Annotated in this window: 18 protein-coding genes and 2 tRNA genes; 4 read left to right on the top strand and 16 right to left on the bottom strand. The window is 57.3% G+C overall.

Features of this window, described 5'->3' with window-relative positions:
* Positions 1–602 precede the first annotated feature (602 nt).
* From ACTQVX_RS04380 to ACTQVX_RS04335, 10 genes are all read right to left on the bottom strand, one after another.
* A tRNA-Lys gene (locus tag ACTQVX_RS04380) sits at positions 603–678 on the bottom strand.
* Positions 679–706: 28 nt separating this feature from the next.
* On the bottom strand, positions 707–1,987 hold the full coding sequence (locus ACTQVX_RS04375) for an aminopeptidase (RefSeq protein ID WP_427717868.1): 1,281 nt from the start codon (positions 1,985–1,987) through the stop codon (positions 707–709).
* 93 nt (positions 1,988–2,080) lie between these two features.
* Positions 2,081–2,656, bottom strand: a complete 576-nt coding sequence (locus tag ACTQVX_RS04370; protein ID WP_427717870.1) for a hypothetical protein — start codon at positions 2,654–2,656, stop codon at positions 2,081–2,083.
* Positions 2,657–3,535 carry a phosphoribosylaminoimidazolesuccinocarboxamide synthase gene (locus ACTQVX_RS04365; RefSeq protein WP_154516897.1) on the bottom strand — a complete coding sequence of 293 codons (879 nt, stop codon included), beginning with the start codon at positions 3,533–3,535 and terminating at the stop codon, positions 2,657–2,659.
* A 118-nt stretch (positions 3,536–3,653) separates the two neighbouring features.
* Positions 3,654–5,219 (bottom strand): sensor histidine kinase, encoded by a 1,566-nt coding sequence (locus ACTQVX_RS04360; RefSeq protein ID WP_441546448.1) that lies wholly within the window; start codon positions 5,217–5,219, stop codon positions 3,654–3,656.
* An 11-nt stretch (positions 5,220–5,230) separates the two neighbouring features.
* A complete protein-coding gene (locus tag ACTQVX_RS04355) occupies positions 5,231–5,953 on the bottom strand; it encodes a response regulator transcription factor (protein ID WP_006236208.1) in 723 nt (240 codons plus the stop codon).
* Between the two features lie 152 nt (positions 5,954–6,105).
* Positions 6,106–7,269, bottom strand: coding sequence for a hypothetical protein (locus ACTQVX_RS04350; protein WP_427794048.1), 1,164 nt, complete (start codon positions 7,267–7,269; stop codon positions 6,106–6,108).
* A 47-nt stretch (positions 7,270–7,316) separates the two neighbouring features.
* Positions 7,317–7,580, bottom strand: coding sequence for a TIGR03905 family TSCPD domain-containing protein (locus ACTQVX_RS04345; RefSeq protein ID WP_427717875.1), 264 nt, complete (start codon positions 7,578–7,580; stop codon positions 7,317–7,319).
* A gap of 129 nt (positions 7,581–7,709) precedes the next feature.
* Positions 7,710–9,056, bottom strand: coding sequence for an adenylosuccinate lyase (gene purB, locus ACTQVX_RS04340; protein WP_441546449.1), 1,347 nt, complete (start codon positions 9,054–9,056; stop codon positions 7,710–7,712).
* Positions 9,057–9,250: 194 nt separating this feature from the next.
* Positions 9,251–9,325, bottom strand: a tRNA-Gly gene (locus ACTQVX_RS04335).
* A 298-nt stretch (positions 9,326–9,623) separates the two neighbouring features.
* Between ACTQVX_RS04335 and ACTQVX_RS04330 the strand changes: the two genes are divergently transcribed.
* Entirely contained in the window at positions 9,624–13,055 is a 3,432-nt protein-coding gene (locus ACTQVX_RS04330; protein WP_441546450.1) for a SpaA isopeptide-forming pilin-related protein, read from the top strand.
* Between the two features lie 62 nt (positions 13,056–13,117).
* On the opposite strand, the gene ACTQVX_RS04325 is transcribed toward ACTQVX_RS04330, so the two are convergent.
* Both ACTQVX_RS04325 and ACTQVX_RS04320 read right to left on the bottom strand, forming a co-directional pair.
* Positions 13,118–13,336 carry a hypothetical protein gene (locus ACTQVX_RS04325; RefSeq protein WP_427729007.1) on the bottom strand — a complete coding sequence of 73 codons (219 nt, stop codon included), beginning with the start codon at positions 13,334–13,336 and terminating at the stop codon, positions 13,118–13,120.
* A 20-nt stretch (positions 13,337–13,356) separates the two neighbouring features.
* Positions 13,357–16,467, bottom strand: a complete 3,111-nt coding sequence (locus tag ACTQVX_RS04320) for a hypothetical protein (RefSeq protein WP_441546451.1) — start codon at positions 16,465–16,467, stop codon at positions 13,357–13,359.
* A gap of 198 nt (positions 16,468–16,665) precedes the next feature.
* On the opposite strand from ACTQVX_RS04320, the gene ACTQVX_RS04315 reads away from it, so the two are divergent.
* Positions 16,666–17,688: a helix-turn-helix transcriptional regulator gene (locus ACTQVX_RS04315; protein WP_441537031.1), complete on the top strand. Its 1,023-nt coding sequence runs from the start codon at positions 16,666–16,668 to the stop codon at positions 17,686–17,688.
* Positions 17,675–18,592 carry a helix-turn-helix transcriptional regulator gene (locus ACTQVX_RS04310; protein ID WP_441537032.1) on the top strand — a complete coding sequence of 306 codons (918 nt, stop codon included), beginning with the start codon at positions 17,675–17,677 and terminating at the stop codon, positions 18,590–18,592. The genes ACTQVX_RS04315 and ACTQVX_RS04310 overlap by 14 nt, the downstream gene beginning before the upstream one ends.
* Here ACTQVX_RS04310 and ACTQVX_RS04305 read toward each other — a convergent pair.
* Both ACTQVX_RS04305 and ACTQVX_RS04300 read right to left on the bottom strand, forming a co-directional pair.
* On the bottom strand, positions 18,589–21,483 hold the full coding sequence (locus ACTQVX_RS04305) for a helicase C-terminal domain-containing protein (protein WP_441540312.1): 2,895 nt from the start codon (positions 21,481–21,483) through the stop codon (positions 18,589–18,591). The genes ACTQVX_RS04310 and ACTQVX_RS04305 overlap by 4 nt on opposite strands.
* Positions 21,477–22,442 carry a D-alanine--D-alanine ligase family protein gene (locus ACTQVX_RS04300; protein WP_441540313.1) on the bottom strand — a complete coding sequence of 322 codons (966 nt, stop codon included), beginning with the start codon at positions 22,440–22,442 and terminating at the stop codon, positions 21,477–21,479. The genes ACTQVX_RS04305 and ACTQVX_RS04300 overlap by 7 nt, the downstream gene beginning before the upstream one ends.
* Before the next feature lie 85 nt (positions 22,443–22,527).
* Here ACTQVX_RS04300 and rlmN point away from each other — a divergent pair, with 85 nt between their 5' ends.
* Entirely contained in the window at positions 22,528–23,580 is a 1,053-nt protein-coding gene (gene rlmN / locus ACTQVX_RS04295) for a 23S rRNA (adenine(2503)-C(2))-methyltransferase RlmN (protein ID WP_154516799.1), read from the top strand.
* A 192-nt stretch (positions 23,581–23,772) separates the two neighbouring features.
* On the opposite strand, the gene ACTQVX_RS04290 is transcribed toward rlmN, so the two are convergent.
* Together ACTQVX_RS04290 and ACTQVX_RS04285 are read right to left on the bottom strand one after the other, a co-directional pair.
* On the bottom strand, positions 23,773–24,027 hold the full coding sequence (locus ACTQVX_RS04290) for a hypothetical protein (protein WP_441546452.1): 255 nt from the start codon (positions 24,025–24,027) through the stop codon (positions 23,773–23,775).
* A complete protein-coding gene (locus ACTQVX_RS04285) occupies positions 24,017–24,895 on the bottom strand; it encodes a ParB/RepB/Spo0J family partition protein (RefSeq protein WP_427748147.1) in 879 nt (292 codons plus the stop codon). Before ACTQVX_RS04285 ends, ACTQVX_RS04290 begins: the two co-directional genes overlap by 11 nt.
* Between the last annotated feature and the right edge of the window lie 6 nt (positions 24,896–24,901).

Raw genomic sequence — 24,901 nt, 5'->3', positions numbered from 1 at the left:
TGCGACACATCTGGTGTGTCCATCCTCGCAGTATCCGGTTCTCAAGGTGCACGCCTGCGCTGGTTCCCGGTCCGACCGGGCCGCGCGGCAAGGAGATATATTGCCAGACCGGAGGGGCCCCGGGGGCGGGAATCACGCACTCCATATTTTGTTCACAAATAAATTGATCCTTCAGCTGTTCCACTGAAGTCATATCTGAAGCATCGGCTTCCGGTATTGGCGATGACCAGCTGGTTTATAGGTGTTGAGGTATCGGTCATCTCTGGTGCGCTACTTTACTCTAACGGCATCTGGTTTTGGTTTCCTGTCGGTAAAAGGCTGGTTTTGGCCGCCAGGCGTCCTTATATATAGAGAAGATCGGGTTCGAACCCGTGCACCGGCAACAAAAAAGCGGCCGGCATCCGCCAGTCGCTTTTCTATTCTATGGTGGGCCGTCAGGGGTTCGCGCCCGCTGCGCGGGCGGCCGCTTCGGCGCCTCCGCGCCTCGCGCGCTGCGCTGGCAAACGCTGACGCGTTTCCCCAGCTCCGCGCCCTTTCGGGTTCGAACCCGTGCACCGGCAACAAAAAAGCGGCCGGCATCCGCCAGTCGCTTTTCCATTCTATGGTGGGCCGTCAGGGGTTCGAACCCTGGACCTTGGGATTAAAAGTCCCCTGCTCTGCCAGCTGAGCTAACGGCCCGCGGATGGCATTGTACCACGGTCTGAGACTATTCCCAACTCCATTGGCCGTTCTGGAAAATCACAATTTCACGTCCATCAGGTGTAATGCCCGTAATATCGATGTCGTCCGTGCCAATCATAAAGTCAACGTGCGTGCTCGAAACGTTGACGCCATGCTCCAGAAGTTCCTCTTTGGACATGTCATACCCGCTTTCGATGCACTCGGGAAAACCGACACCCAACGCAAGGTGACAGCTGGCGTTCTCGTCATAGAGTGTGTCGTAGAATAGAATGCCGCTTTCACGAATCGGTGTGTTCTTGGAAATAAGCGCGACCTCGCCCAGATGAGCAGCACCTTCATCGGTTTCAATAATGCTCGCAAGCGTTGCCTTACCCACGCGAGCGTCATAGTCCACTACGCGGCCGTTCTCGAACTTAATCCAAAAATCGTCAACCTTATTGCCGTGGTGAATGAGCGGCATAGCCGAGTACACGATGCCGTCGGCGCGCATACGATCGGGCGAGGTGAAGACCTCCTCGGTGGGAATGTTGGGGAAGAAAGGGTGACCGTCGGGAGTTTTTCCCTTGCCGCCGGCCCACTCATGGCCTTTCGTCATTCCAATCGTCAGATCAGTTCCATTCGAAGCGGTGTAGTGCAGGCAATCAAATTGATTATCGTTTAGGAAGCGCAGGTTTTTTTCGAATGTGGCGTCATGGAGCTCCCAGTCGCTCTCCGGGTCCTGGCCATCAGCACGAGCGGTGTGCAGAATCGCATTCCACAGCTTATAGACTGCAACCTCATCGGCGTCTCCCGGGAATACCTCGCGCGCCCAAGCAGCGACCGGAGCGCCGGCGATGCACCACGGGTTAATGTTGTAGTCCAGTCCACGGCGGAAGACCTTACACTGCATGTTCCTCGCCTTAGAAGCTGCGGCAGGCTTAGCGGGATCGATGCCCTTGAGGGCAGCAGGGTCCGTGCCCTCAATAAAGATAAAGCAGGCTCCGTCCTGAGCCAACGAATCCAGCTGCATGCGCTTCCACTCGGGAGTCTGCTCAAAATAGCTTTTCTCGACATGCTCGTAGGTAAGCCTCGTCACGGCATCGTCAGCCCAGATGACCGTCACGTGACCGGCACCGGCGTCATAAGCCTCCGCAACCACCACGCGCGCAAATGACGCGCACTCGACGGGAGACTGAACGACGACCTCCTGACCGGGCTTAACGTTGACGCCCTTGCGAACAACGAGACGCGCATAATTTTTAATCTTGGGCTCCAGGGACTTCATACCCTCCAGAGCCTCTTCGACCGTCAGGGCAGCTCGAATCATGTGCCACTCCATCTATCTACAGGACAGTAAAAAGGCACGCCGCAAAAAACGACGCGCCTTATATCTTAGCGATATCTATAGGTTGTAACGCTACTACTTCTTCTTGGAGGCCTTCTTGTCCTCTTTGGCAGCCGAGCGCTCGATGATAGCGTTGAGCTTGTTATCGGACATGCCCTCGGCCTGCGCGCGATACATATTACGCAAGGGACGGATGCGCACGAAGTCGTAGATGAAGTCACCCAGAATGACGATGTAGGACAAAACAATGCCGGCCATCTGGACGGGGCTGGACACCATGCCAGCGGGAGCGAAGTACAGCGAAGACCAAATGGCCACGACGAGCACCATGCCGATAGTAAGCACGGCCCACCAGATGCGGCGGCGCTTGGTGTAGTCCTCATCCTGCTTGAGAAGGATGCTCGACACCGTGTAGATGCGGTCCTCCTTGGCGCGCCGCTTAGCCTTGCGGGCGCGCTTCTCCTCTTTAGAGAGGCCCTCAAGGCTCTCGCCCTTCTCGAGCTCCTTGCGGCGTGCCTTGGATGATGCCGGCACGACGCGAACAGAACTCGCTGCCTGACGAGCTGGCTTGGCGGATGCGGCGGACTTGCGCGCAACCCCGGTAACCTCGTGGGATTGCGTGCGCTTGTTCGTGGCGCTGCGGGTACTCACTTACGCGTTCTCCTTCATGCTTGTAAACTGGGAGCCCGTGATGATCTGGAAGGCCTCGCGATAGCGCTCGGACGTGCCATCGATGACCTCGGCGGGCAGATGCGGGGTCTCCCCCGTCATATCCCAGTTGGCCTTGAGCCAATTGCGGACGAATTGCTTGTCGTAGCTAGGCTGAATCTTACCCTCCTCGTAGCTGGCGGCAGGCCAGAAACGGCTGGAGTCGGGCGTGAGGCACTCGTCGATCAGCGTGACCTTGCCATCGATGACACCAAACTCAAACTTTGTGTCGGCAATGATGATGCCACGGGTCGCTGCATACTCGGCGGCAGCCTTGTAGATCTTAAGAGATAGATCGCGGATCTGCGTGGCGATGTCCTCGCCAACGATCTCGCAGCAACGCTCAAACGAGATATTCTCGTCGTGATCACCGATCTCGGCCTTCGTGGACGGGGTGAACAGCGGCTCGGGGAGCTTGGAGGCCTCAGTCAGGCCCTCAGGCAGCTGGATGCCGCAGACGGTGCCGTTCTCGTCGTAGGTCTTCTTGCCCGAACCGGTCAGATAGCCGCGGACGATGCACTCGATAGGAATCGTCTGGGCCTTCTTAACCAGCATGGCGCGGCCTGCGAGATAGTCACGATACTCGGCAAACTCCTTGGGGAAATCCGCCGGATCGATGGAGACGAGGTGATTGGGGACGATATCGGCAAACTTGTCGAACCAGAACGCCGAGATACGGTTGAGCACCTCTCCCTTAAACGGAATTTCGTCGGGAAGAATAAAGTCGAACGCAGAAATGCGATCGGTGGCGACCATCAACAGGTTTTCGCCGGCATCGTAGATATCACGAACCTTGCCACGGGAATCCGGACGACGCTCCATCGTTGTCACGTGAGTCACTCCTTACCTAAATACGATAGAAATGCGGGTTCTTTCCCGCACGTTTTCGCAAACTCGGAGCGGCAGGGACGCGGCCCCTCCTTCACCGAATAGCGAAAAGCTAGTGCTCCATTGTAGTAGATGCCGCGTCCGCCGTGTGCTCGCGGGGCAGATGAATCGTAAAAGTCGTACCCTTTCCAAGCTCCGACTCCACGGATATGTAGCCATGGTGACGCTCGACGATCTGTTTAGTTACGGCGAGGCCGACGCCCAGGCCGCCAGCTTCGCGGGCGCGGCTGGCATCGGCGCGCCAAAATCGTCCGAAGATACGCGACAGATCGTCCTTGGCAATACCGATACCGGTATCCGAAACGGCAATACTGACATACTTGCGGTCACTGAGCACCGACACTACGACCCAACCGCCCTCGGGGGTGTAGCGCATGGCGTTGCTCATGAGGTTGATGACGCATTGCGTGATCATGTCGGGATCGGCCTCGACGACATCGTCGTGCCCCTGGGTTTCATCTGCAAAGCGAAGGCGAAGGTCACGGTCGGCAAACAGACGCTCCTGGCCGTTCACAATCGATCGCACGAACGGAACCATGTCCACCGGTTCGAGATTGAGCGGAGCCGTGCTGTTTTCCATACGCGATAGGTCGAGCATCTGCTGCACCAAACGAGCCAGGCGACGCGTCTCGGAAGCGACCGTCTCCAGATGCTCGTCGTCGGTGGGGTACACGCCGTCTTGCATGGCCTCGACCGTTGCAAGCATGGCCATGAGCGGTGTACGAAGCTCGTGTGCGACATCCGAGGTCAGGCGCTTTTCGTGCTTCATATCTTTCTCGAGCGAGGTGGCCATCTCGTCAAAGGTCTCACCCAGCTGATCGATTTCGTCATCGCCGCGCAAGCCCGTACGAGCAGACAGATCGCCGTCGCGAATTTGCTTGGCTGTGCTCGTAATACGATGAATTGGCTTGGTAAGCATACGCGACACGAGCGATCCGATGACGACCGAGATGCAGATTGCAACAACCGCGGCAAGAGCCATGGCGTTAAAGGTCTTCTCCCTAAACGCAGAATCTGCCTTAGTGAGCAGAGCGTCGGAGCCGATAGCCCATAGCTTTACCTGTCCGACATGCTCGCCAGAGGACGTAACGATTTCGACGTTGGCAACGCTATCGGAGTCGGTGGGCGCTGACGAGACCGGGCTATGCGAGGCCTTTTTACCGCTCGAGCTGCTCGACGGCAATTCGCTCTCGCGCACATCGGCGGTCGCACTTGCCGAAGGCCATGAGTCGTCATAAACGACAACGCCCTTTTTGTTGACGACCTGCATACCCAGGTCGTCGGACACCAAGCTCGATGTCGCGACCGTGCGCAGCTCGCCCGCAGTCCAATTGCCGTTTTCCTCATACGACGTCGCAAGCTTTTCGGCAGCAGAATTGGCGATCTCGACGATATTGGAGCGCGTGTAATCCGAAAAGACGGTGCCCCACACAACGGAGACAACGCCCACCAGCACCAATACCGTCATGAGCGATGTCAGGGCAAAAGCCAAAGCCATACGCGAGGGATAGCTCATCGCCGGCCGTGAATCGGAACGAGGCGTGTTCCAACTTGCCTTGGAACCCGCCTCGTTCTCCTGCTTGTGCTTTTGTCCGATTTCAAAGCGCGCAGGTGTCATATGTGATTTACCTATTTCTCGTCCGACTTATCGGTCTTGGCCGGAGCCTCGAAGCGATAACCGACGCCGTGAACGGTATAGAGCCACTTAGGCTTCTTGGGGTCGTCGCCCAGCTTGGCGCGAAGGTTCTTCACATGGCTGTCGATGGTGCGCTCGTAGCCCTCAAAGTCGTAGCCGAGCACCTTCTCGACCAGCTCCATACGGTTATAGACGCGACCGGGATGGCGAGCAAGCGTGGTGAGCAGCTTAAACTCGGAAGCGGTCAAATCAACTTCCTTGCCCTCGACCAAGATCTTGTGGCCCGAGATATCGATGACCAGATCGCCAAAGTCGAGCACCTCAACGGCGGGCTCGTCTGCCTGGTGAGCACGACGGAACAGGGCGCGAACGCGGGCGACGAGCTCGCGCGGCGAGAACGGCTTGATCAGGTAGTCGTCGGCACCAAGCTCGAGGCCGATGATGCGATCCTCGATCTCGCCCTTGGCGGTAAGCATGATGATGGGCACATCCGAGGTATCGCGGATAGTGCGGCAAACGCGCTCGCCGGGGATCTTGGGGAGCATAAGGTCGAGCACAACCAGGTCGAACTGGTGCTTCTCGAACTCCTCGATCGCAGACTGGCCATCGCCAACGCCAACAACCCAGTAGCCCTCGCGCTCGAGATAGGCAGCGACAGCGTCACGGATCGCCTTCTCGTCCTCGACCAGCAGAATCTTTTTTGCATCTGAAGCCATAACACGGCCCCCCTGTCTCAATTAGCTAAGAACAAGCCCATTTTAACGCACCTGAGCCCACCGGGCATCGCATGGGCGCGACAGCTCGGCGGGCGGTACTCACGGTTACAATGGGCTTATTCCCCCGTCGGCGCCTTTTTAACCCCTCGGCGCTAAAGAGAGAACAGGCGAGCGGTAACCGTCTCGGGAATTCCTTGGCTATTACGCACCGTGGCATAGGTTAAAAACGTATTCGATTTTCCCGCCGTAGCTGGATAGTCGCCATATTCGAGAGCGCGGTCGGGCGACAGCAGCGAACCATAGGTTTTAGCGGAGGTATCGATCAGAAAATGCGATGCCTGAACCTTAACCAGATATTTGCCCTTCCTGCCGGCGGCGCACGCGAGCGGTTCGCGCGATAGAAATTGATACGGGCCGCCCTCGTTACCAATGTAGGTACCCATATTGCCCAGGCCGCCCACGCCGGCATAGGTCGCCTCAATGGAGAACACAAACGTATCGCCCATATATACGGCCTCGAAAGGTGACACCGACGAAGGAAGGACCAGCTGAGCCCTCTTGGTATTGTTGCCGTCCGTCAGGTCGATCGCCGTCATGCCGTAGTAGACGCCCTCGTCATTGCGCACGCGGGGTGAGATAGTCAGGATGCCATCGCTCACGCGCGGTGCAGACGCAAAGCGGCCTGTCGACTTCCAGATTGCCTCCGCTTTAGATTCATCGAGCGAACGGCGGTAGCAATATGAATCGCTGCCGGTCTTATTGCCACCGGTCGAAGGCATCTTGTACCAGATGACCGACGAGTCGAAGGCGGTAAACAGCGGAGGGTCGTAGTCCTCACCGCCGCGATCAAGCTCAACGGCATTACCAGTAAGCGCCGCGCCCGACAGGGTTTGCGCATAGAGCTTCCACGACGAATTCGCGTAGTTCATCTCAACCCACGCAAACACGCTATCGGTGGCGCGAACGTCGTAAAACGCATAACCGGAACCCTCGACAGGATCGTCAATCAACGTGGTGAGTGAGCCGTCCCCCATGTTGAACACGCCAAGCGTGTTGGCATGCAGCGCAGATGCGGGCGCCATCATCGCCGCAGCGTAACCTCCATCGCAGTAGTACAGCAGCGTCCCCAATGGCAACGTCCACGACGCCGTCGGCTTAAGATCAATGTCGACGGCCTCATACTCTTCGGTAATCGAGACGATCTTGGAATCATCTTTGATAACCTGCGGCTCACCGGCAGCATCATCGCTGGTGCCCGTTTTTTTCGAGCACCCCGCAAGCAGCGTGGCAGCACTCGCGGCAGCACCACCCAACACAAATCCTCGGCGCGTTACCCCATTCTTAACGCGATCAAAAATACTCATTAGGCAATCTCGGCACGCGCGGCCTCGATGGCACGCGTAAGTTGGTCGGCACAGGAGGTCTTTTTCGTGCCGCACGTATTGCCGGCCAACACCTCAATCACACGATCGGAAGAAACACCTTCGACCAATTTAGAGATGGCCTTGAGGTTGCCGTTGCAGCCGCCGGTAAACTCAACGCCCAGCACCTTGCTGCCGTCATCGGAAAGATTGAGGTGAATATTGCGAGTACACACGCCCTGGGGCTTGTAATCAAACGAAATCATGCGATCTCCTTCTCAGAATGTCATTCGAGACGACTATTATCCCCGTCTTTCCTTAAATGCAACGAGGCGCTTTACCGGCAACACACATTACCAGCAAAGCGCCCTAAAAAGCTAACGTTATGCCCGAACCTACTCGAAGTTCAGCTGCTCCAGACGATCGAAGACCGTATCGATGCGGGTGAGGAAGTCCCACGGATCAAAGATCTCGTCGAGCTTCTCCTGGCTGACGGTGCAGCGCGGATCGGCCTCGAGGCGCTCCTTGAAGGTGGGGCCGGAAACGCAGCCCTGCACCTCATGCCAGGTCGCCATGGCGTTTTCCTGCACGATTGCGTAGGCGTCCTCACGGGTAATGCCCGTATCGACGAGGGCCAACAGAACCTTGGAGGAGAAGATGAGACCGCGAGTCTTGTTGAGGTTGGCCATCATGCGAGCCGGATACAGCTGGAGGCCATCGATAACGCGGATAAGACACTGGAACATGTGGTCAAGCGCGATAAAGCTATCGGCCTGGGCGACGCGCTCGGCAGAAGAGTGCGAAATGTCACGCTCATGCCACAGGGCGACGTTGTCGAAGGCGACCTGGGCGTTGGACTTCACGACGCGCGACAGGCCGCAGACCTTCTCCATGGTGATGGGGTTACGCTTGTGCGGCATGGCGGAGCTGCCCTTTTGACCCTTGCGGAACGGCTCCTCGGCCTCGAGTGTATCGGTCTTCTGCAGATTGCGAACCTCGGTAGCAATGCGCTCGCAGGTGGCCGCCGTGGTGGCAAGGACGCCGGCGAGGTAGGCATGATGGTCGCGGCTGATAACCTGCGTGGACAGCGGGTCGTGAACCAAACCCAGGTGCTCGCAGACATACTCCTCGACAAACGGCTCGATGGAGCTGTAGGTGCCAACGGCACCCGAGATGGCACCGAAGGCGACGTTCTTGCGAGCGTCCTCAAGGCGATCCAGATCGCGCTTGAGCTCCCAGGCCCAAGAGCCAAACTTCATACCAAAGGTCATAGGCTCGGCGTGGATGCCGTGAGTGCGACCGGCGCAGAGCGTGTTACGCTCCTCGAAAGCGCGACGTTTGCAGATCTCGCCGAGTTTCTTGACGTCCTCGATAATTAGGTCGCAGGCCTGGGTAAGCTGATAGCACAGGGCCGTATCGCCCAAGTCAGAGCTGGTCATGCCATAGTGAACCCAACGGCTGGGTTTAGGCTCGCCCTCGGGAACATCGGCGTCGATATACTCCTTCATATTGGTCAGGAAGGCAATGACGTCATGGCGCGTGACTTCTTCGATCTCGTCGACCTTCGCCTTCTCAAAGTTGGCGTGGTCGCGGATCCACTGAGCTTCTTCTTTAGAAATACCGATCTTGCCGAGCTCCGCCTGGGCCTCGCAGGCCAGAACCTCAATCTCCTGCCAAATGGCGTACTTGTTCTCGAGGGAGAAGATGTGTCCCATCTCCGGGCGGGTATAGCGATCGATCATAGCGGCTCCTTTTTGGTTATTGGCACGTTGGTCGTAACTCAACCATTGTACCGTGCGCAGGTGCAAGTATAGGCAGCAGGTATTAACCTAACATTTTGCCATTTGCCTAACGTTCACACCCTGTCGGGTTCGAGTCCCGGCGCTTTATTGAAAAAAGCACGACACCGTGATGGTGCCGTGCTTGTACTTTTAACTGGAGCGGGCAACGGGACTCGAACCCGCGAGTGTCAGCTTGGGAAGCTGATGCCTTACCACTTGGCGATGCCCGCATATGTGGGGGATAGTATAACGCGGTTGTCTTGTTTGATACAAGGGCACTAACCCTTGTTTTACGCATGGAAAATCATCTTCTTGTTGCTCGAATTGCGAAAACAGGGACTCGAGTAACCTGTTTTACACCGTCTTCTACCTGCTCTTTTGTTTGATTATCTAAAACCGGTCTCCATTTGTTGGGAACTTGGCAAGTTCTTGGTCAGCTCGCGGTACTTACCCGTATGACCCCCGGCGCTAATCTCATCCCACGCGCCGCAATCTCCCAGCGCGGCGCACAAAGGATAAGGAGCAGCCATGTCCAATGCACCCACGCACTCTGTCCACAGCGCAATCGCAACAGCACCGCTGCTCCTATTCCTCTTGTTGTTTCTAGCCTGCGCCACGCCTGGTACCGCCTGCGCCGTCGATGGAAACGATACGCTTAGTTTTCGCACCATCAGCGATATGTGCGGACCGTTTGGCATTGGCAAGTACGAGGCACAAGACGCCTCGATTTCTTACTGCATGAACCAAGACTGCCCCGGCCCCAGCAGCCCAGGAGGACCCTGGCGGACCTACAATCAGGGTTGGACATGGCTCGACAACGAGTTTGCCGCCGTCATCTGCCATGGATACCCCTCCGCCACATCATTTGGCGGCCATAACCTAACGGCCGAACGCGCCCGCGCCGCAACCCAGATTGCCGTGTGGATGCTCAAAGGAACCACGCGCCCCGATGGCTCTTTTGCGTATACAAACAACGCCGGCGTTGCCAAAAGCGGCAAGTTCGATCAAGACGCCGAGGTTGTCGCGGCGGCGCGCTGGCTCTACGACAACGCAAAAGCCGGAAATATTAAGGCCGACCCGCATCGCGCCAGACGCTATCACGGACCCGTCTCTAACGAAGGCCGGCACCAGGATATGCTCTACGTTTTGCCCACCATCAACGTATCCTTTGAGAAAAGATCTGCAGACACTGTCATTACCAGCGGGAACGATACGTATCAGTTAGGTGGGGCGACGTTTAACATCTTTGAGGAAAACACAGACAAACACGTCGGCAGCATCAAAATGGACGGCAACGGTCGTGCACGGGCAACACTTTTGCCCAACACGGCATACTACCTAATCGAAACCAAAGCGCCGACAGGCTATCTGTCCCGACGCGATCGCATTGCCTTTACCACCGGAAAGAGCGGCGGACATGTCACAATCAACGAGCAGCCAGGTTCTATCACGCTGCGTGTCGTCAAAACCGATGCCGCCACGAATGCCGGAGCGCAGGCGGGAACCTCGCTCGCCAAAGCCGAATTTACCTGTGTCTCGCAATCTACCCCTGGGTGGACGCGCACCTTCACGACCGAAGGCGATGGCCAGGCGACCTTAAGCGGCATTCCCCTGGGAACCTTTACCCTCTACGAATCGAAAGCACCAGAGGGCTACCTGCTCCCCCATGACAGCTGGACCTATACGGTCGGCCCCAATCAACTAAACGACATGGGCGTCGTTGAGCTCGAACGCCGCATCCCCAATACTCATATTGCGTTTGACCTCGAGATTTCCAAGTTCAAGGATTACGGGAACGGCGAGCAATCGGGATTAGAACAGCCAGCGGAAGGCGTCGTCTTTGAAATCGTCAGCAACAGCTCTAAGCAGGTCGTAGGCACATTGACGACAAATATTTATGGCTTCGCATCCACCAAAGACCAGCCCAAGGCCTGGTTTGGCGCGGGCACACGACCGGACGGCGTCCATGGAGCCATCCCCTACGATCGTGAGGGGTATACCGTTCGCGAGGTCCCGGAAACTGTTCCCGCAGGCTTCAAGCGGGCAGAAGATTGGACCATCGCGCCCGAGCAAATCGCCGACGGAGCCAAGCTTCAGTACATAGTGGACAATCACACCCTTTCGACACATCTCCAAATCATCAAACGCGATGCCCAGACGGGAGCTTCCGTCCCCCTTGCCGGCTTTAGTTTTCAGCTGCTCAACAGCAACCGTGAACCCATCTCTCAAACATGCTGGTATCCGACGCACAACGTTATGAACACCTTTACCACCAATGCGACCGGCACCGTCACGTTGCCAGAATCGCTCAAGCCGGGCACATATTACGTACGAGAAGTCGCAGCCAAAGCGCCCTACCTTGTGGGCGACGAACTGAAGGTGACGATTCCTGCCGATGCAGATCTCACACCTATCGCCGCCGTCTCGTATTTCAACAGCGCGGCAACCGGAAGCATCGAGATCGCGAAGGCTGACGCAGTAGACGGCAGTGCCCTATCTGGTGCCAAGTTTGAAATTCGCGCTGCCGACGATATCGTTTGCCCCGATGGCCACATTGCCGCCCTTGCCGGTGAAGCCGTTGCCGCCGTCACAACTGATGAACAGGGTAAAGCTCGCGTAGACAACCTTTCGCTGGGTTGCGGAACGGCACGATACGAAGTCGTTGAAACCCAGTCTCCCGACGGCTATCTACTTGATCGGACAGCACATATCGTTGAGCTTACTTATATCGACCAGAAGGTCCCCGTGGTCGAGTCGCAGATCGAATTGCCTAATGATTACACCAAGGTCGATTTCTCCAAGGTCGATATGACAGGCAAGCATGAAGTTAAAGGCGCCCGACTGGTCTTATGCGACGCCGATGGAACAGAAATTGATTCTTGGATATCATCCGAGCAGCCCCATCGCGTGGAGCACCTTGAACCCGGTTCTTATACCCTACGCGAAACAATGTCCCCGCGCTCCTATGACCTCGCTGAAGACGTATCCTTTGAAGTCGAGGATACGGGGAAGATCCAGGCCGTAACCATGACGGATGCACCGATTGAGATTAAGGGGAGCGTCGACAAGCGACAAGAAATCGCGCGGCCAACCGCAAAGGGAACAGTGGTGAACGGCGACGGTAAAAACCGGGCGGCGACGCAACCCGACAGAAAGGGCTCCTATTCCTACACCATCGACGCTCAAAACGAATCGAGCACCTGGGTCGACGAGTTCACCGTCACCGACGATCTCGAATGTGCCAAAGACGGCACGGCCAAACTTGTCGCCATTAAAACCCCGATCGCCGTCGGCGACTTAAATGGGCTCTGCAATGTTTGGTATCGAACGTCACCGGCAGACAAGTTGGGCATAAAGGAAAAGGCCAACGCCACACTTGACGATGAACACACCAACCCGTGGCTCGAGACAGCCGAGGTCAAAGAGCGGCTGGGCGAGGATGTGCGGATTGTCGATTACGATGGCTGGAGTCTTTGGAAAGCCGATGTCTCGACCACAGAGTCTTCCACCCTCGAAGTAAAGGACCTTACGCTTTCGGACGACGCTGTTATCACAGGGATTCGCTTTGAGTATGGCTCGGTTTCCGCAGACTTTACGACCCGGCGCGACAACGATTCTTGGAGTCGCAATGGGCTTAAAGACGAGCATGACGACCTTGACGACGCGACGGCATCCCTCAAATCGGATTTACACGGAGCAATCATCCGGATGTGTGCAACCTCATCTTATACGCCCCAAACCGCACTCGCCAACAGTGCCCGTGTTGACCTTTGCCGCAACGGAGGAGGCGAAAAACTCGAGTCGCACGATAAAGATCGTGTTGTTCAAAAATGCGCCATTCCGCAGGATCTTCCAAATACGGGCAATGCACCCATCATCTCTTTTCTCACCGCATTATTGACCGCCGGTGGCACAGCAATTTGGCTCACTTGGCTAAGCTCGGCATCAAAAGAGGAGTAGGTAGAAATAACGGGCGAGCCGATATGCCGGCTCGCCCGTTATCTGGCGTATGCAACCAAAGGCTATTCCGTAGACGCAGACCCGCCGTCAACAAGTTCCAGATCGCCATCCGAAATGCCGTCGGCACCCAAACTCTGCTCTTGCTCCACCTCTTCGCTCATCGTGGACCTGGGCGTCGACCCCTTAGCGCCCACGATATATGCGGCCCCCAGACCCATAGCGATGGCGATCAAAAACAGAACCACATAGACGGGCCAATGGCGTTTGATGTATGAAAACACGCTAACTCCTTAGAGGTCCCCTACGAACGGCGGATGACCTCGGTGACAACCTCGGACACCGTAGCGATGTTCGTCGGGTTGACGTTGTACGGCAAATCGTCTTCGGTGCGCGCGCAGGCAAGACGCGGGCCATCGACACCGGCAATTGTGAGGGCGCGACGGCTCGCCTCGAGCGCGGCATAGGCATCGGTCTTGGCATAGGGCATCTCAAACGCGCCACAATCAACGTGGAACGACTTGCACACCTTGCTGACCAGATTCATGATGCGGCGATCACCCTTGAGCAACTGCTGCTCGCCTTCGACCGTCACGACCGAAAGCCTACCGGCTCCAATGGACTCAAGATTGATAAAGAACACACCACGCAGCTTATCGCGATGGGCTTCGAGGAACGCCTTCATACCGGCGCCGTCACAATCCGAGGCACCCGTTGCCACAAACCAGATATCGTGACCAAGCAGCTCGTCATCACCCATGGAGGCAACAGCCGAAAGCATGTCCTCGGCAGAAGCGCCGTCAGAAGAGGTGGCACCGCCCTTCCAGCCGTTATCATCGTCCTCAAAGTTATCCCAAGAGCCGATACCGCGGCCAGACTTCTTGGCATCGTAGTCATCCTCGACGCCCAGCCAGTCGCTCATGCTGTTCTGCTCATTCTTCTTTTTGCGTCCGAACAAGCCGCCCAGACCGCGCTTCTGAGGCTTTGCCTCCTTGGCGACGGGAGCCGAGATGGTTTCGATGGGCTGAGCGCCCGAAGAAACGGGCATGGAGGGTGCAACCGGTGCCGACGTGGGCTCGGGCCCCTGAGCCGTCGCGAAAGGATCGTCGGCCTGAGCCGAGGGGTCGGGGAGATCGAAGAGGGATGTGCGGGATGCGACGTTGGCCTGCTGCATCGAGGGCAGCGATGGATCGGGGACCGAGGCAAGCGGCGAAGAAGAAGGTGTGGGCACCGGAGCAGAAGCGGGATCGGGGATATTCATCTGCGGACGCGGTGCGGCCTTGGACGAAATCTGCGCCATGAGCGAATCAACCGTCTCGACCTGCACCGATGCGGGGTTGGCAACCGTGGAGCCGGGATCGCTCGGGGCAGGCATGGTAAAGATCTGCGTAGAGTACGGCCTGGACTCATCGGCGTTAGAAATCACCGGTGTCTCTTCTTGCTCAACGACGACCGTCGCTTCGGCTTCAATCTCGTCGGCGGTGTTCGGCTCGGCGTCAACGTTCTCAACCTGCTCGGCATCGACACTCTCAGCCGGCTCGGCTTCGGGCGCCTCGATCTCATCTGCAGCATCCTGGGACTCATCGGAAACAGAAAGGGGCTCGGCGATGGCAGTACCCTGCTTCTCGAACGTTATCGTGGCATCGAAGTTCGCGGCGTCGAGCGTTTCGGTGGCGTCGATTGGCTGCTGGGCCTCGAAGGACGTCGTAGCCTCGGCGACCTCCGTCGCGGCAGGCTGCTCAGCCTCATGCTGTTCAAATTCCCGCGCCGCACGCTCACGCTCGGCCTCGGCAGCCTGCTGGTGGGCGATAGCCTCCTGCTCTGCCACCTCGCGCGCAGCGGCACGCTTTTCCTCAAGGTCGTCGACAAGTTTTTTACCCTTAGCGAGCGCGCCCTTAAAGAAGCTTGAAGCGCTAGCTCCAATCGAAGAGAACGCAGATGCTATATCGGCATGGGGCGTCGCGACCGGTAGATCGGCCGAAAAATCGGTATCGCTCTCATAGGAAACGCGCTGCGGATACCCATCGTAATCGCTGGCGGAATCGTCGTACACATCCTGAACCACCGGGGCGGGCGCAGCGGCGTCCGGCTCGGGTTCAGGGCTGGGCTCGGGTTCCGTCTTGGGCTCGGTATCGACGACGGGCTCGTCGGCAGGCGCGGCGACAGGTTCAACCGAAGCAGGCTCGGGATCGATCGTCGGCTCCTCGCCCTCTTCGTAATCAAGCGTGCACGACTCGGGAAGCATCCCAAGGGCACGAATGGCATCAGAACCAAAGCGAATATTACCGGCAGCATTGCGATACAGCTTGGGCTCGGGCTCGCTCGGCTCGGCGACAGCGGGCGCCCCAATCGACTCGACGTCATCCTCATCCGCGACCGGCTCGGCAGCAACCTCGGCTTCAGCCTGAGCCTCGGGAGCAATGACACCAATCAGGGTTTCGTCAGCTGAGGCACCCTCAAAGCCATCAATCTGCTCGTCAAAAACTTCGCCCTGCTCGGATTCGGGAGCGATCGGCTGGCCAAACTCGTCCTCGTTGTAGGAGGGTTCTTCGTACTCGATCGTGTTGCCGTAGTCGTTTTGCTGCTGGACAGCGGCATACTCAGCCGCCGCGCGCGCCATCTCCTCGGCACGACGCTTTTGCTCACCAAAATAGTCATCAAACGGAATGTCGTTGGGGAACTCGTTTTCGCCCTGGTAAGGGGCAACGTTATCCATGACACCGAGCATCGCGGCTACAGAAGACTTATTGCAGACCGCACCGGACGTATAGGGAAGAACAAAACGGTTGGCAATGATATTGGCCGCGTTGGCGAGCGCCACAAGAGAGGCGAGGATCGCAACGATCCAAAGCAGAACCTTCAAAGCGCCGGGGAGCGGCAGAATACGCAGAATGGCGACGGCAGCGGGGACAATCGTGGCGACCGGCAGCATCTTGGCGATGAGCGCGCGATACGGCGCGTACGGTTCGCGAGCGAGGAGCTCGGCACGCGGAGAATCGTAATGGGCGACAACAACCACCGGACGGTTGCGCGGAGATGCAAGCGGACCTGTGGCCTTGTGATAGGCAATGACATTTTGACTCACGCCCGTCTTGCCCAGGCGAGAGATAACAGGGCGACCGGTACGCTCGAGCACATACAACACGGCACCGACGATGGCCAGCAGAACACCGATTAAGCCGATGCTGCCGCCAATACCCATAAGCAGGGCGCCGGCAAAAGACAGAATGCCTGTGACGGCAAATGCCAGCCTGCTGGGTGCAGGAGCGTTAAATTCCTGGACTTCGGGATCAAAGCCATGATTGCGGAAGATCTGGGCGATATCCTCGGCAGCCAAACGCTCTTCTTCGCTGCACGCCGGCGTGATGCCCGTGCCCTGTAGCAGATGATTGATATAGTTCTGGGTGTTCGCCATGTGCGCTCCACATCCATAATCCGACAAATAGGCCCAATGCTTGCACATTAGAACCGTATATAGTCGAAAGTATACCCCGAGCGAACGCAATCGGCCGAAATCTGGGCATCTTAACGCACTGAGCGGACAAGGATATAGCCTAATCTCCATATCGGATTAAAATCATGGCATCAAATAACCTTCCCATGCGAGGATTCTATGACGGTAAGCGATATGACCGCGACAAACAAAACAAATGCGCCAGAACCCGGTTTCGACAAAACCGCCCAGCGTATCCTCAACCTTTTCTTTGTCCTCAACAGTTCCCCCGAGCCCGTAACTACCGAGCAGATCGTGCTGGATTCTGACCTAGGCTACGGATCGGGCAACGTCGACTCGGATAAGCGAAAATTTCGCCGCGACCGCGACAAGCTGCTCGAGCGGGGCATTGTGATCAAGGAAGTTCGCGCCGCGGGTGCCCAGGAGACCGAGGAGAGCGCCTGGACAATCGACCGTGAGCATACGTTTGCCGCGGGCGGCTTGATCACCGCAGACGATGCCGACATTCTGCTAAACGCTATCGATCAGACCCTCACCACGGGCTCTTCGGCCTTTGCGACCCCGCTCGCCGACATACGCTCCAAAATTGCCTATCTTACCGGCGAGACGAATACGGCCGAGCCCCCCGTTGTTCACTCGCCGACGGTCGATGCGGTATGGAGCGCGTTTGCCGACCGATGCGCGCTGCGTTTTTTGTATCAAAACGGACGGGGTGAGCAACGACAACGCACTGTTTGCGTCTACGGCATGTTCGAGCGCGAAGGAACGGCCTACTTTTGCGGCCTAGATGACGCCACCGGAAAAATCAGAACCTTTCGCTGCGATCGCATCGTTCGTGCGTGGCGTCCATCGCGGGCCTACGCCATTCCCGCAGACTTCAATCTCAACGATTACCTCTTCTTTGAATTCGATTTCTCCGATTGCCAGCCCGTCACGGCAACTTTCTCGTTTGCTCCGCAGGCTCAATCCGACATGGTCCACGGCCTCACACGTGGGCGAGGAAGGCTCGAGCACGCCAAAGACGGCTGGACCTGGACCGTTGACGTTCGCGACCTGAATGCGGCGGCGTCATTTTGCATGGAACACAGCGTTGACGGTATGAGGCCCGTAGCGCCCAACGAACTCAAGCAGGCGTGGAACCGCCTCATCGAAAGGACAGTGAGCGCTCATGGCCGTGCGTAAGCTCACCAGCGAACAAAGGCTCTCGCGCTCCATCGACATTATGGAGGCACTCTATGCCGCCGGCGAGGCGGGCATGACGCGAGACGAAATCTGCAGTCGCTTCGATATCTCCGGAGCTTCGCTCGACGAGATCATCGGCATCATCTCGACGCTCGCAGACCGCGAATCGGGCGCGCGCATCATTTGCGAATGCCACGATGAACGTGTGGTTCTCATCGGCGATGCGGGCCGTGTGCTGCCGCTTCGCCTGAGTGCCGCCGAGGGCGCCGTACTCAATCATGAATTGGAGTCACTCGGAATCGAGGAGTGCGCGGCGGCGCGCATCCGGCGCGCACTCCTTCCGGCGGAACTCGGATACAACCAACGCGTTGACGATACCGTCGCCCGCGGATCTTATTGGCAGCAACTCTGTTGTGCAATTCAGGATGGCGTGCGATGCCTCGTCACCTACCGCTCCCTGGACGACCAGCATCCACGCAGGCGATTGATCGACCCCCTAAAGATTACGACCAACGGCGACCAAACGTACCTGATTGCCTGGGATGTCGAGGCAGACGGGCAGCGCTCCTACCGTATGGACAAGATCGAGGAGCTTCTGCTGACGGAAGACTCCGTCGTGCGTCACACGACCGAAACCACGTCCCTGCACGATTCCCTTGCACAGGCAAGCCAGAGCGTTAAGCTCCTGATGCCGCTCGATATGGCAGAACGCGTGAGGTGGGCAGGTATCAGGTCAATTAAAGCCGATGGGGAGGGTACGGCAAGCGTGACCGTTTGCTATAGCTCCGAAAACTGGCTGTTTAGCCAGATTATCGCAGCGGGCGGAGCCATCCGCATCGCAGACGACCCCGCCCTTTCAAAGCGTCTATGTGATGCCGCCGAGGCAATGGCCTTCCGTTCTTAGCGATGGCGTTCGTGCGCTTGGCGCCATAACTGAAGATAGTGGCCGATCTGCGCCGTTTCGATGCGCTGATACGAGCTGGTAGGCAGCGATGTCAGAAATTTCTTTCCGTAACCCTTCGTCACCAGACGCGGGTCGGCCAAAATCAACACGCCGCAATCGGTCGATGAACGAATCAGGCGACCGGCCGCCTGCTTGACCTCGAGAACCGCCTCGGGCAGCGAGTAGCGTACCCAGGCGCGGTCCTCGCGCAGATTGCGCTCGCACGAGAGAGGATCGGTGGGGCTCGAGAATGGCAGCTTGGGGATAATGACGCATCTCAGCGTCTCGCCGCTGGCATCGAAGCCCTCCCAAAATGCTTTGAGAGCAAAGAGCGACGAGGTCGACTCGTTGATAAAGCGATCGCGCAAGCGACGGGGAGACGAATTGCGCTGCTGACAATTGAGTTCCAGGCCGGCACGCGCCAGCTTGGGCTCAACCCGAGCGTACAGGTCTTCCATATCGCGGCGATTGGTGAACAGCGTGAGTACCGACCCGCCCATGGCAAGATGGGCATCGACCAATACGCGCTCGAGCGCGGACAGATAGCCCTCGCGGTCGCGAGGGTCGGGAATGTCCCCCGCCACGACTACGGCCATGTTCGAATCGAAGTCATAGCTCGAATCCAGGTGCAGTGACGAGGATGCCGAAGCGCCAATGCGATCGAGGCCTACGGCATGGTTAAAGTGCTCAAAGCTCTTGGACACCGTCATGGTTGCCGAGGCAAAGATGGCCGTATGCACCTCGGGCAGCCACTCGTTCGCCAGGGCCTCGCCGATGTCGATGCGCTCGGCGGTCATGGATTCTCCGCCCGCACGTAGGCGGCGGTTGACCTGCAGCGAGTACACATAATGCTCGTCGGTGCCGTCAATGATGAGCTTGAGGTTCTCGGCCAGCTCGTGCAGACGGCGCGAAATATCGCCCAGGTCGACGACGACCTCGGGTTTATCGGCAGCGACAGCCTGCACCAGCGCGGCAACATTTTTATCCGCCTGCTCCAGGGCATCGATAGCAGCGCTGGCAGACTGCAAGAAGTCATGCCAGTCATCCGACTCGCGCAACTCGGGGCCAATCCACAGATTTGCGCTGTCATAGCCACCGCGGGCGCGACGGCCGAGCTCACGCACGCCGTCAAACACCTCGGCGAGTGCCATGCTCGCGCGTGCGACCGTAGACGTCGCCTTCGCGGTGAGCCCCAGATAAAGCGTGGAGCCTTCGGATGTCGCCAAATCACGAGATACCTGGCTCAATGCACCGGAGCTCGACCCGCCAAGGCGCTCAAATAGCACGCGAGATTCGTCTGCCGAGACCACGCGCGCCCACTGGCGGCGCGCCTCGCGCTCGATGGAATGGGCCTCGTCGATTACCCAGTGGCGGATGGGAGGCAAAATTCTCCCTTCGGCCGCAACGTTGCGAAATAGCAGGGAATGATTTGTGACCACGATATCGGCATGCGCCGCGCGACGACGGGCACCGTGGACGAGGCATTTATCGGGGAAGAACGGACACAGGCGGCGAGCGCATTCGCGCGAGGCCGTCGTAAAGTCGGGGCGGTTGACGCTGCGCCAGCGAATGCCGAGCGAATCGAGGTCACCATCGGCAGATTGGCACACATACGCCATGATCACCGCAACCGCTGTGAGCGTGTCGGCAGGATCGCGGTTGGTGGTAATCTCGGTCTGACTTCGGCTCATGCGCTCGAGTTTGCGCAGGCACGGATAGTGGTCATATCCCTTGAGCGCACAGAATGACAAGCCTCCGTCCAGCTGTTCGGCGAGTTTTGGCAGCTCGTGGTACATAAGCTGATCGGCAAGATTATTCGATTTGGTCGCAATGCCAACGGTAATGTTGTTTCGGCGGGCGGCCTCGGCAAAGGGCACGAGATACGCCATCGATTTACCGACACCCGTACCGGCCTCTATCACGCGATGCGTATCCGTAACCAACGCGTCGCGTACCTCGAGCGCCATGGCAATCTGCTCGTCGCGCGGCTCATATGTGGGATACATGCGGCTGACTAGGCCACCAGGGGCATAATCCGCCTCAATCTCTTCGCGACTCGGCATGTTAAGAACCGGCAGCTCGTCGGCATCCACGCGATCATCGGCGCGATCGGCCTTGAGCACGTCGGCGCGGGCGGCGGCAAGCGAGAAAATCGAGCCGGGGTTTTGACCTGCCAAAAACGAGAAAATGGGACGATAGGACCAAGGAACATCCGCGTGCATATCCGCCAGACGCGCCATAAGGCCCTGCGGCAAGTCCGTAAGGGCAACCAGCAGCACGCGCCACACCCCACACAGGGCATCGACATCGGCATTTGCACGGTGCGACACGGAGTCGCAGCCAAACAGATCGGCCATAAAGGACAACTTGTGCGATGCCAGGCGCGGCAGCGCGATACGGGACAACGCCAGCGAATCGATCCAGATGTCGCTGACGTTGACACCGCCCTTGACCGATTCGATGAACGATCGGTCAAACGTGGCATTGTGCGCGATAACCGGGCACCCGCCCACAAAATCGGCGAGCGCAGCCACGGCCTCTACAGCCGAGGGGGCATCGGCCACATCGGCGTTTGTGATGCTTGTGAGCTCAGTGATTTCGGCAGGGATCAGCTGCTTGGGATGCACAAACGTATCAAAGCGGTCAACGACCTCGCGGCCCGAAAGACGGGCCGCGGAAATCTCGATAAGTTCGTTGTCCTGGACCGAAAGACCCGTGGTCTCGGTATCGAGGACGATAACATCCTCCTCGATAAGGCCAAACGATTGTGTGCGGGCACGCTCGGCGAGCGTTGCATAGGAATCAATGACAAACTGCGGCGTTCCAGGAGATACAGCGTCCTCGATTAGCATGCAATGCCCGCTCGACGGAGACCCATGCGAATCAGACTGTCGCAGACCTGCGGGAAGGTCATGTCTTCGGTATGACGAATCTCGTCCGGATACAGCGACGTATCGGTCATACCGGGAATCGTATTGGTCTCGAGGATGACGGGGCCGTCCTCGCTCACGATAAAATCGCTGCGCGAAATGCCCAGACAGCCGAGGGCTCTGTGGGCCGCACAGGCAAGTTCCTGGGCACGAGCATAGTTTTCGGGCGAAATCTGCGCCGGAATACGGTGGATATCCGTGGGATCGACGTACTTCACATCCAGGTCATAGAACTCGCAGTCCTCAGGCTTGCGAATCTCGACGATCGGCAGGGCGCGCACGTCATCCTCGCCGTAGACGCCTACGGTAATCTCGGTTCCCTCGATGCACTTTTCGACCAGCACCTTATCGCCGTACTCAAAGGCCTTGGCGATGGCGGCAGGCAGCTCAGAGGGCTCGTGTACCAGGGAGATGCCGTAGCTGGAGCCGTTGACGGCGGGCTTTACAAAGCAACGCTCGCCGCAAATCTCAACGATGCGATCGATATCGACCTCGTCGCCCGCCTCAAGCGCCAAACCGGGGGCAATGGGGATGCCCGCCTTGGCATACAGAAGCTTTGAAACCTCTTTATCGGCGCCACACGCGCTGGCGAGCACACCCGACGCCGTGTAGGGGATACCCAGCGTCTCCATGGCTCCCTGCATGGCGCCATCCTCGCCGCCGGCGCCGTGCATGGCGATAAACGCCACGTCAAAATCGCCAGTTGCCATAGTCACCATAAAATCATCGGCAGCCGTATCGAGCAGCTCCACCGAAGTGTAGCCAGCCTCCTTTAGGGCCACCACGACGTTCTTTCCCGAATTGAGCGAAATCTCGCGCTCGGCGGAATGGCCGCCCGCCAAGACCGCTACGTGCATGTTCTCTAGGCTTTTACCCGGCATGGGCAGACTCCTCCTCTATGATTTCTGCAGCTGATACCATATTGTAGCGATACCCCCTACGTTTCCCCAAAATCGAAAGGCTTCCATGAATCCCAGGACTAAATCTCAGGACATTCGCGACTTGAGCCAAAACGATATTCGCGAGCTCGTGGCCGAACTCGGCCAGCCCGCTTTCCGCGCGAAGCAGCTCATTGAATGGGTTTTTGAGAAGAACGTTTGTTCGTTTGACGATATGACCAACCTTCCCAAGGCTTTCCGCGAGCAGTTAAAGGAGGCTTTTGCCTTCGACACGCCGACCGAGCTCACCAAGCAGGTGTCCAAGGACGGCTCTCGTAAATACCTACTCGAGTACCACGATGGCATTTCTGTCGAGACCGTCGGCATGCCCCGTCGTAACAAGCTCTCTGTCTGCGTATCCACCCAAGCCGGCTGCGGAATGGGCTGTGCTTTTTGCGCTACCGGTCTCAACGGCCTCAGGCGCTCGCTTACCGCCCAGGAAATCGTCGACCAGGTACTTCACGTTTCCAATGATTTTGGCGAGCGCGCGACAAGCGTAGTGTTCATGGGCCAGGGCGAGCCTTTTGCCAACTACGATGAGGTTCTTAAGGCGCTGCGCATCCTTAATGACCCCGACGGTATCGGTATTGGAGCGCGCCATCTCACCGTGTCTACCAGCGGTGTTATTCCTGGCATCCGTAAGTTTGCCGACATTCCCGAGCAGTTCACCCTAGCTGTCTCGCTGCACTCCGCTATCCAGTCCACACGCAATAAGCTCATGCCCGGTGTCAAGAAATACACACTCCTGCGCCTTCACGAGGCACTGCAGCTCTACACCGAGAAGACCGGCCGCCGTCCGACGTACGAATATGCCATGATCGAGGGCGTCAACGACACCAACCCCGAAATGCAGGCGCTCTGCGACTTCTGTGAGGGCACGCTGTGCCACGTCAACCTGATTCAGCTCAACGATATTGAGGGCAGCCCGCTCAAGCCGTCACCGATCCATAAGGTAGAAGACCTTCAACGCCGTCTTGAGTCCCGTGGTATCGAGACCACGATCCGCAACTCTCGTGGCAACGATATCGATGCGGCTTGTGGCCAACTCAAGCAGCGTTTCAAAGTTCAGAAGAACGCGTAGGGGCGACCAGCCTAAACGTTTCATGTGAAACATCAGAAAGCCCCGGTTGCTTAATTGCAACCGGGGCTGTTTCATATTCATCGATTATCTGCATCATACGATTGTCCAGCATTATTTAGGACGATATTAGGGATCCCTGTACTGGTGATCAGACAAGGAACCCTTCAGAATAGATGAGTCATTGTTAGGTACCTAAAAGCCTACATTTTCCCATTGATGATTAACCCAATCTTTGTTGATCTTGGGATTCTTAGTCATCTGAGCCGTACGCATGGCAACGTCCTCGGTCATAACATCCATTTTCTTTTTCGAGGTATCAACGATATCCTGCGCTCCGCGAAGTAAACGACCACGCAATTCATCATCTGTCGCAATCTTATAACCGGCAAAAGCGCCAACTGCAACAGTAGCAGCCAAAGCGACAGCAGTCAGAACTCTATTCCTCATCCTGACCTCCTTGATCAAACTGAATGATTTCGCCAAGAATGCGAGAGAGTTCCTCTTCATCCTTAAATTCAATCTCGATCTTGTTCTTGCCGCGCGAGCTCTTTACGCGAACGTTCGTGTTAAACACCTGACGCAGAACGCGTGCCGCCTTCTTAAAAGACTGAGGCGTTGCGGTTCGAGGCGTTTTTGGTGTCTCTCCGGCAGAAAACAACGGGGCAAGATTTTCTGTCGCGCGGACGGACAATCCTTCTGCAACAACCTTCTCAGCTAACTTAATGCGTGCATCTTCGTATGGAACTGCAAGAATTGCACGAGCATGGCCAGCAGTCAGCTTACCTTCAAAGATCATCTGCTGAACAACCTCTGGAAGATCAAGTAGGCGCAGCGAATTGGTGATTGCAGAGCGAGACTTGCTAACAGCCTTCGACAAGGCCTCTTGAGTCATACCACTCGCATCGATGAGCTGTCGATATCCCTTAGCCTCTTCGACGGGATTGAGATCAGAGCGTTGCAGATTTTCAATCAATGCAAGCGCAAGCATCTGTTCATCATCAACATCTTTTATGATGACAGGAACTTCCTCAAGTCCAGCGAGCTTAGAAGCCTGATAACGGCGCTCACCCGCGATAATCTCATAGCCATTACCGTGCTTGCGTACAAGAAGCGGCTGAAGAACACCATGCTCCTGAATCGACTCACTCAACTCTCGAAGCTCGGTCTCATTAAAATGAATTCTGGGTTGATTGGGGTTTGGAACGATATCTTCGATTGGAAGTTTAGTTTTCGAAGCAGTATTGGATGCGGACGTCGCAGATCCACCGGTCTCATATTCTGCTTCGGATACCAATGCATTGAGTCCGCGACCCAAACCGCC

Origin of the sequence: Collinsella sp. LCP19S3_A6, assembly GCF_052122015.1 — a bacterium.
Taxonomy (GTDB): domain Bacteria; phylum Actinomycetota; class Coriobacteriia; order Coriobacteriales; family Coriobacteriaceae; genus Collinsella.
Note: the sequence above shows the minus strand (reverse complement) of the source record. Positions and strands in the feature narration are given on the sequence as shown.